Origin of the sequence: Terasakiella sp. (genome assembly GCF_048267425.1) — a bacterium.
Classification (GTDB): Bacteria; Pseudomonadota; Alphaproteobacteria; order Rhodospirillales; family Terasakiellaceae; genus Terasakiella.
In genome coordinates, this window is the sequence record NZ_JBLWXN010000025.1 from 1 (window position 1) to 8607 (window position 8607).

At 47.4% G+C, this 8607-nt stretch carries 9 protein-coding genes; 5 read left to right on the forward strand and 4 right to left on the reverse strand.

Features of this window, described 5'->3' with window-relative positions; translation table 11 throughout:
* The 4 genes from ACN0VA_RS17795 to ACN0VA_RS17810 all read right to left on the reverse strand — a co-directional run.
* Window positions 1–388: hypothetical protein (locus tag ACN0VA_RS17795; RefSeq protein ID WP_417822459.1), on the reverse strand; the 388-nt coding region annotated here is incomplete at its 3' end.
* A 451-nt stretch (window positions 389–839) separates the two neighbouring features.
* Window positions 840–1142, reverse strand: coding sequence for a hypothetical protein (locus ACN0VA_RS17800; protein ID WP_188667216.1), 303 nt, complete (start codon window positions 1140–1142; stop codon window positions 840–842).
* Complete coding sequence (locus tag ACN0VA_RS17805) at window positions 1139–1513, reverse strand: hypothetical protein (protein WP_417822460.1); 375 nt, start codon at window positions 1511–1513, stop codon at window positions 1139–1141. The genes ACN0VA_RS17800 and ACN0VA_RS17805 overlap by 4 nt, the downstream gene beginning before the upstream one ends.
* The gene (locus ACN0VA_RS17810) at window positions 1510–1689 is read right to left on the reverse strand and encodes a hypothetical protein (RefSeq protein WP_188667219.1); all 180 of its coding nucleotides are present in this window, start codon (window positions 1687–1689) and stop codon (window positions 1510–1512) included. Before ACN0VA_RS17810 ends, ACN0VA_RS17805 begins: the two co-directional genes overlap by 4 nt.
* 204 nt (window positions 1690–1893) lie before the next feature.
* Here ACN0VA_RS17810 and ACN0VA_RS17815 point away from each other — a divergent pair, with 204 nt between their 5' ends.
* From ACN0VA_RS17815 to ACN0VA_RS17835, 5 genes are all read left to right on the forward strand, one after another.
* Entirely contained in the window at window positions 1894–2268 is a 375-nt protein-coding gene (locus ACN0VA_RS17815; RefSeq protein WP_417822461.1) for a hypothetical protein, read from the forward strand.
* Window positions 2269–2363: 95 nt separating this feature from the next.
* A complete protein-coding gene (locus tag ACN0VA_RS17820; protein ID WP_417822462.1) occupies window positions 2364–3236 on the forward strand; it encodes a DNA N-6-adenine-methyltransferase in 873 nt (290 codons plus the stop codon).
* Window positions 3237–3366: 130 nt separating this feature from the next.
* Window positions 3367–5763 (forward strand): EcoAI/FtnUII family type I restriction enzme subunit R, encoded by a 2397-nt coding sequence (hsdR, locus tag ACN0VA_RS17825; RefSeq protein WP_417822463.1) that lies wholly within the window; start codon window positions 3367–3369, stop codon window positions 5761–5763.
* A 6-nt stretch (window positions 5764–5769) separates the two neighbouring features.
* Window positions 5770–7221 (forward strand): N-6 DNA methylase, encoded by a 1452-nt coding sequence (locus tag ACN0VA_RS17830; protein WP_417822464.1) that lies wholly within the window; start codon window positions 5770–5772, stop codon window positions 7219–7221.
* A gap of 5 nt (window positions 7222–7226) precedes the next feature.
* Window positions 7227–8607, forward strand: a 1381-nt coding sequence (locus ACN0VA_RS17835; RefSeq protein ID WP_417822465.1) for a restriction endonuclease subunit S, incomplete at its 3' end; no start/stop codon positions are given.

The following is an 8607-nucleotide window of genomic DNA, read 5'->3' on the forward strand; positions in this document are numbered from 1 at the left end:
CATACGCATCATGGATGGCAGTAGTCACATCTGCATCGTCGATTTCGATGGCATTTAACACCGCCGTTAATACCGCCTCAACGTCGGATAACGATGTTCCTGCTACAATGCTCTTGTGACCGTTGATGGCTACCGTCTGTGATGAATATTTCAACGTGACATAATACTGGCCTTCGTGCTGCCACCACCATGGACGTAACGGAACGTCGAGGTAATGCTCTTTGCCGCCATTGTAACGACGGCGTTTTAGTATATAGGCTTCGCCTTGTTGAGCCAATTTACATGCGTCTATTTGCTGTGTTAGCGAGTTCTCGAAAACATCAACGGGGTCACGACGTGGTGTTGTAGATAATGGTTTTGTTTGGTTTGAAAAGATGAGTGAAATCATTAAAAAGCATCCTTGGTCATTACATCAAATGCTAACTTACAAATCATATTTGTCAAATTTGGTGCTGGTTTGCAACTACATGAAAAGCTCTGCAAAAAGTCAAATGTAGAGTCCATTCAATAACTTCCGTGCAAATTATCATGGTGAGTTTTCATGACTTGAAACTATACTCGCGATTTCCTATTCCTGCTTTTTTTTGAGAGAATCCAAAACATAAACAAATAGGAATTAATTGAAGCTTTATTCCTATTTCCCAATCAATATGTAGCTGAACTTCAAAAAACATTTCAAATGGGTTATGTGAGTAAAAGCCGATGTATGGAACATGCGGAAGTAAACAGATGACGTCCACGTCGGTCAAGAATGGCTCGGTATGTAAAATACACAACGACCCCGTTGAAAAAACAACGAGGTCGCAGAAATAGCAGAATAGCAAATCGCAATTACGATGTTATTGTCGAACTCGGAAGAAATCAGGCTTGGTATCCAGCAAATTCAGCAAATTCATGCCTTCTTCGCAGTCATTGAACCAAACTTCGATATTTACATAGTCCTTCCACATGCGGAGCATGTCAGAACAGAACTGGTCCATGTCATTGCTGTGCATTAATGATGAAACGGCTACAGATGACATATGCGGTAATAAGTCCAACAGTCGATCAAGTCGTGCTGCGTCCAAATCAATACCGAGGCAATATTTGAAGTCATCGAAGTTTGGCTTTTTTGATGGCGTAAAAGCATTGAGACTGGTCATATCATTTGCTCCTCAAACGAATTCGTTATTGTATTGAAGGTAAGGTCGATACTTCGGGCTTCTGACAGACCGACAGAGATTACACAGTCCCAAATGATCGCAGTGATACCGTCAGATTCGAACTGGGCAAAAGGTCTGTTCTGCAACGCCTCAACCGTTCCCTCACCAAACCCGTTTTGAATGATAATGTGACCCACGACTTCAAGCTTATATATTGGGAAAACATCATCGCCCGTTTTTCTTATTTTTAGATCAGTTGCGAAGATGTGGTGTTCATTGCAAACAATCTTCGGGCAAAATAATTGGTTGGGAATGTAGCATTGCGGAATCGTGCCGGATATCTTTACCGGCAGGACAGTCAGACAGGTCATGCCAACACCTCGCTGTGAATGCGAGTGATGTAAGTCTCTAGGCAATTACGCAAATCACCATCGGTTGTCTCCGCTAAACATTCCTGTAAATAGCCGAACAGACTGTTGTAGGCGTCCCTGCTGGGTTCATGGCAGCTATATCGCAAACTCGCCATGTAGGAGCGGCTTTTACCCATTTTTCTGCTCATGTCAGCAGCATCAGCCAAGTAATAATTAGCACGCAGGAATTCGAATACTTCCTCATGCAAAGGTAAGTTTTCAACTTTGATTATCATCGAAATCTCCATGGTTGTTAATTCATCATGGCTATTTATCAATGTTGAACTCAGATGTTGTTCATCCCGGATAAATAAAGGGGAACATCAGTAAAGGAAACCAACATGAGATGTCGCGAAATTACCTACGAACAAGAACAACCCACACCACCACTAGAACAGGTCTACCAGTTCAGTATTGTGATCTTAGCTCGGAGTGCGACCCGGCTGTCGCCATTTAGAATGGACAAAGTTGAAGTCCATTTTCCATGCCTGAACGCAATTGTTGGGAATGTGCGACAATTGATGTTGAAAGGGCTTGGGGACACCAGCCAGCTACTTCATGTTGTCGTTGACGTCGCGATCTTTCATACGGATGAGATGCAAGCCATGAATGAAATTCTGTCGGCCCCAACGGTTGATATTATTGGTGTTGATGGCACGCTCAATTTAGCTGAACCGCAGATCAGCTTGGTCGGAAATGGGGGCGAGTGGATTTAGTTCCGAGGAAATCGAAAAATAGCAAATCGCATTTGCATGCCGGATAAAACCTGCTAAAGAAAACCATGGTAAAAATAGGTGTGGTTTACTTTAGCATGATTGGTCATAAAATCCGACAATTTCGGAAAGAGCTTGCAATCAGTCAGGCGACCTTGGCGACAGAAATATCGATAACAGTAGAGGCTATTCGCAATATCGAAAATGACATCGGTAGCCTCCAAACGCTGCAAACTGTTTTGAGTGGTCTTGGATTGGAATTGACGGGATTGCCACTGGTTGAAAGGTTGGGCGAACAACTCAAGTCAATCCGACGGAGCCGCAAGTATTCGCAACGACATGTTTGCGAAATGACGGGCCTGACCCAGCCAACATTGATTAATCTGGAAAAAGGTCGCGGCCGATTGTCGTCATTTTATGCGGTGCTGACGTTCTATAAAACATCCTTGTCCGTGCGAAAACAACGGCGGTTGCACTATAAACAAGGGGCTACAAACTCTTGGAATACATCAAAAGACTTCCTTGAAAAAATTTATGCAGTGATCCCGGTGTTCGACCTCGACCCCGCGACCAACGCAGATAGTTATGTGGTTGCTGAAACCCACTTTTACGAAGAACATGACGGCCTGAAACAGCCTTGGAACGCCAAGAATGTTTATCTAAATCCGCCTTATTCAACGCTGGGAACGTGGGTTGCAAAGGCCCATGAGGAATTTTATAACGGCAATGCCGAAACCATCGTCGCTTTGCTGCCGTGCCGAACGAACACCGAGTATTTTCATACACTGATCACGCCATCTGCTGACGTGTTGTTCATCCAGAAACGTCTACGATTTGGTGAAGCACGCCAGCAGGCCCCTTTTGCGTCTATGCTGGTGGTTTGGTCACGGACGAACATCATTGATGAGTTCGCTAAAGTCATCACCGGAACCATTCTCCGTAAACATGAAATCGCAGCCGTAGCCGAATAGCAACTGCATCAAATGCTCATTTGATTCCAATTTTACAGTTCAGTTTTTCATTTTCTATTTCATTACTTAAACGAGTTTATGCTACCTTTCCTGCACCTGAATAATGTGAAGAAAAAACAGAGGATTGGGCGTGGAACTTTCCGAAACGGACGTCGAAACAAAAATCATCATTCCGGCACTGAAAAAGGCCGGATGGGACATCAAGACGCAGATCAAGCAGCAGACACCGCTAACCGATGGTCGCATCGTCGTGCGGGGCAATATGACTGCTCGTGGCCCGAAGAAGTTCGCCGATATTGTCCTCTATCACAAAGCCAACATCCCGCTCGCCTGCATCGAAGTCAAAAAACAGAAATTCTCTGTCGGTAAAGGCATGCAGCAGGCCCTTGGCTATCTGGAATGCCGGGAACTGCTGGACGTGCCATTTGCATTTTCAACCAACGGCAAAAGCTTTCTGTTTCACGATAAAACCCTGTCATCGGGCAAGCTGGAAAGCGAGCTTGGGATTGACCAGTTCCCGTCCCCGCAAGACCTCTGGGCGAAATACAAGGCCCATAAAGGGATCGCAGATGATGCTGCCGATATTGTGGAGCAGGATTATTATGACGATGGTTCTGGCAAAGCCCCGCGTTATTACCAATCGCTCGCCATCAACAAGACGGTAGAGGCCATTGCAAACGCTCAGGACCGTATCCTGCTGGTCATGGCGACCGGGACAGGCAAAACCTATACCGCCTTCCAGATCATCTGGCGTCTTTGGAAGTCCAAGACCAAGAAACGCATCTTGTTTTTGGCAGATCGCAATATCTTGGTGGACCAAACGAAGCAGCAGGATTTCTCCCCCTTTGGCGATAAAATGACCAAAATCCAGAAACGGATGGTCGATAAGTCTTACGAGATTTATCTGTCGCTCTATCAGGCCGCAACAGGCAGTGAAGAAGAAAAGAAAATCTTCAAACAATTCTCCCCCGATTTCTTCGATCTGATCATCATTGATGAATGCCATCGTGGCTCGGCGTCGGAAGCATCTGCTTGGCGTGAGATTTTGGATCATTTTAGCTCGGCCACCCACATCGGCCTGACAGCAACGCCGAAGGAAACTAAAGACGTTTCCAACATCGCCTACTTCGGTGATCCGATTTACACCTACTCACTGAAACAGGGCATCAATGATGGCTTTTTGGCCCCTTACAAGGTTATCAAGTTCGATTTGGACAAAGACCTAGAAGGCTTCACCCCCGAAGAAGGCCAGCTTGATAAAAACGGCAATCTGATTGAGCAACGCACCTATAACCAGCGGGATTTTGACCGCACATTGGTGTTGGAGCAACGCACCGAACTTGTTGCCCAGAAGGTTGTTGAATATCTCAAACAGACCAACCCGTTTGATAAAACCATCATCTTCTGTGAAGACATCGACCACGCTGAACGCATGCGTCAGGCGATCGCAAACGTCTGCCCGGACCGTATGGCCGAAAGCACCCGCTATGTTATGCGAATTACAGGCGACAGCCCCGAAGGTAAGGCCGAACTTGGCAATTTCATCCATCCGGAAGAACGCTATCCGGTGATCGCGACCACCTCCAAGCTGATGACCACAGGCGTTGATGCCAAGACCTGCAAGCTGATTGTGCTTGATCAACGCATCCAGTCCATGACTGAGTTCAAACAGATCATTGGGCGTGGCACGCGGGTGAATGAGGAATTCGGAAAACGATATTTTACCATCATGGATTTCAAAAAAGCGACCGAGCTTTTCTATGATCCCAAGTTCGACGGCATCCCCGAACAGATCATTGATGGGGAGACATGGACGCCAACGGGCGAGACACCCGATGACGACAGCACGGTTGAAATCGAGGGTGAAGACATTCCGGTTGATGATCTGGACTGGGAAGAAGACGAGACCGGAACCGACGACGGGGAGGACACAGGCGGCAGCGACGGTGAAGGCCGCACCAAATATTACGTCAATAACGTCGCGGTCGAAGTCGTTGGTCGCCGGATTGAATATCTTGATGCGGATAACAACCTGATCACCGAAAGCTTGGAAGATTACACCCGCAAGAGCGTGATGAAGCAATTTGCCTCCCTTGATGATTTCCTCAAACGTTGGAATGAGGCGGAGAAAAAATCCGCTATCATCGAAGAACTCACGGCCCAAGGCATCATCCTTGATGCCCTGCGTGCCGAAATCCCGAATGGGGAGTCTATGGGGGCGTTCGATCTGATCTGTCACGTCGCCTACGGCCAACCACCGCTCACACGTCGTGAGAGGGCGGAGAACGTCAAGAAGCGTAATTATTTCGCTCGATACGAAGATAAAGCCCGTGCCGTCTTAGAAGGACTGCTGGACAAATATGCAGACCAAGGGCTAAACACCTTGGAAGATCGTCGGGTGTTGCAACTCCACCCGCTCAACTCATTCGGCTCCCCGGTGGAGATTATTCGTGATGTGTTTGGCGGTAAGGACAACTACGCCCATGCGATTATTGAATTAGAACAAGAAATTTTCAAGCAAGGCTAATAATTTATGGGTAACGTTTCCGGGATCATCAAATCCATCCAAGACATCATGCGTAAAGACGTGGGCGTAGATGGGGATGCCCAACGCATCGGGCAATTGGTCTGGATGTTCTTCCTGAAAATCGTTGATGACCGGGAAGCCGAGCAGGAATTGCTGGATGATGATTTCCAATCTCCCCTGCCGGACCGTCTGCGGTGGTGCAACTGGGCCAAAGATAGCGAGGGGATAACGGGCGACGAGCTTCAAAACTTCGTGGATACGGACCTGTTCCCCACCCTGACCGAGCTACCGACCACCGCTGGGCCGCAGGCCGTGGTGATCCGCAATGTCTTTCAGGATGCCTACAACTACATGAAGTCCGGCACGTTGATGCGTCAGGTCATCAACAAGATTAACGAGATCGATTTTAACAGCACCGAAGATCGCCATATGTTCGGCGACATCTATGAGCAAATCCTCAAAGACTTGCAATCGGCTGGCAACGCTGGTGAATTCTATACCCCACGGGCGGTGACCCAGTTCATGGTCGATATGGTGGACCCGCAACTCGATGATAAAGTGCTTGATCCGGCATGCGGCACAGGCGGGTTTCTGGCCTGTGCGATTGATCATAAACGCCGGAAATATGAAAAAAGTGCCGAGGACCGCACCACCATCAATGGTTCCATCTATGGGGTGGAAAAAAAGGCCCTGCCGCACTTGCTCGCCACCACCAACATGATCCTGCATGGGATCGACGTGCCGACCAACATTCGCCACGATAATACGCTGAATAAATCCTACAGTGATTATGGCCCCAAAGACCGCGTCGAAGTCATCCTGACCAACCCGCCCTTTGGCGGCATGGAAGAAGACGGCATCGAAAATAATTTCCCCGCCACATTCAGAACGCGGGAAACCGCCGATCTGTTTTTGGTGCTGATCATCAATCTGTTGAAAAAAGATGGTCGGGCCGCCGTGGTCCTGCCCGATGGCACGCTTTTTGGCGAAGGTATCAAGACCCGCATCAAGGAAAAATTGCTCAGCGAATGTAATCTCCATACCATCGTGCGGCTGCCCAATGGCGTGTTCAACCCTTATACGGGCATTAAAACCAACATCCTGTTCTTCGATAAAGGCACGAAGACCGAGAGCGTCTGGTATTACGAACATCCCTACCCGGAAGGCGTCAAAAGCTACAACAAAACCAAGCCCATGCGGATTGAGGAATTCGAACCGGAAAAAGCATGGTGGAATAACCGCACCGAGAACGAATTCGCATGGCAGGTTCCGGTTCAGCAGATCATCGACAATAACTACAACCTCGATATTTCAAACCCGAATGTGGTGGATGCCGAACATACGCCACCGTCTGTCCTGTTGAAGAAGTTTGAGGCAAACCAAGAAGCGATGATGAAGACACAGGCCCAGTTGAAAGCCATCCTCGCCGAAGCCCTGAGCAACGGCGATGGAGTGTAATCACCATGGATAAGGACATCTTCTTCACCCAGTTCGGACATCTGGCACAGGGGCCGGGTGGGATTAAAAAACTGCGGGATTTGATTTTGCAATTAGCGGTTCAGGGGAAGTTGGTTGAACAGGACCCAGATGATGAGCCTGCAAGCTTATTATTTGAGCGAATTGCAGCGTATCGAGATGATTTAATTCGTCAAAAAAAAATACGCAAAGCCCAACCATTTTCAGAGGTCGAAGACGGAGAAAAATACTTCTCTATACCAGCAAAATGGAGATGGTGTCGATTTGGTGAATTAGGTGATTGGGGTGCTGGTGCAACTCCAAACCGGAAGCAATCAACATTTTATGGCGGAACAATTCCTTGGTTTAAATCTGGTGAATTGACTGGTGGTGTTATTACCAGTTCCGAAGAAACCGTTACAGAAGAAGCACTCCAAAAATCGTCATTGCGTGTGAATATGCCCGGTGATGTGATGGTTGCCATGTATGGTGCCACAATTGGTAAAACTGCCGTTGCAGGTATTGAATGCACAACCAATCAGGCAGTGTGTGCTTGCACACCGTTTGATGGTGTTTTCAATGAATATCTCCACATAGGCTTAAAAGCATATCGACCTATTTTTACAGACCAAGGTGCTGGTGGAGCACAGCCAAACATTTCAAGGGTAAAAATTATCCATACCCCATTTCCTATCCCCCCACTGACCGAGCAAAAGAGGATTGTGGCGAAGGTGGATGAATTGATGGGGGTGTGTGATGAACTGGAAGCCCAACAGAACGAGCACGTGGCCCTGAAACGCGACTGCGTGGCCTCGACCCTACATCACCTGACAGAAGCAGCTGACGCAGCCGATATCAACACCAATTGGTCTATCACTCAAAACAACTTCCAAAACTGGTTCAACGACCCCCAAACCGTCAAAACCCTACGTGCCACCATCCTCCAACTCGCCGTCCAAGGCAAACTCGTCCCCCAAGACCCAAACGATGAACCCGCCAGTGTTTTGTTGGAGAAGGTTTCGGATGAAAAAGAGAAGTTGATTGAAGCGAAGGTTATTAAAAAGCAAAAACCGCTGCCGGAAATCAACCTTCGGGATGAACCGTGTAATCTGCCGAGGGATTGGAAATGGGTCCGCTTTGGTGATTTGTTTATGTCATCAGAATATGGAACATCTGAAAAGGCAATGGCTACGGAAAGTTCAGGGGTGCCTGTTTATGCAATGGGGCATATTCAAAACCGAGAACTGATGGACGGAAAATTCAAATATTTGAAGTATGAATCCGATAGTTTGCCAAAGTTATATTTGAAGCACAAAGACCTCTTATTCAACCGAACCAACAGTTATGAATTGGTGGGTAAGACTGCCATATATTGGGGGAATGATGATG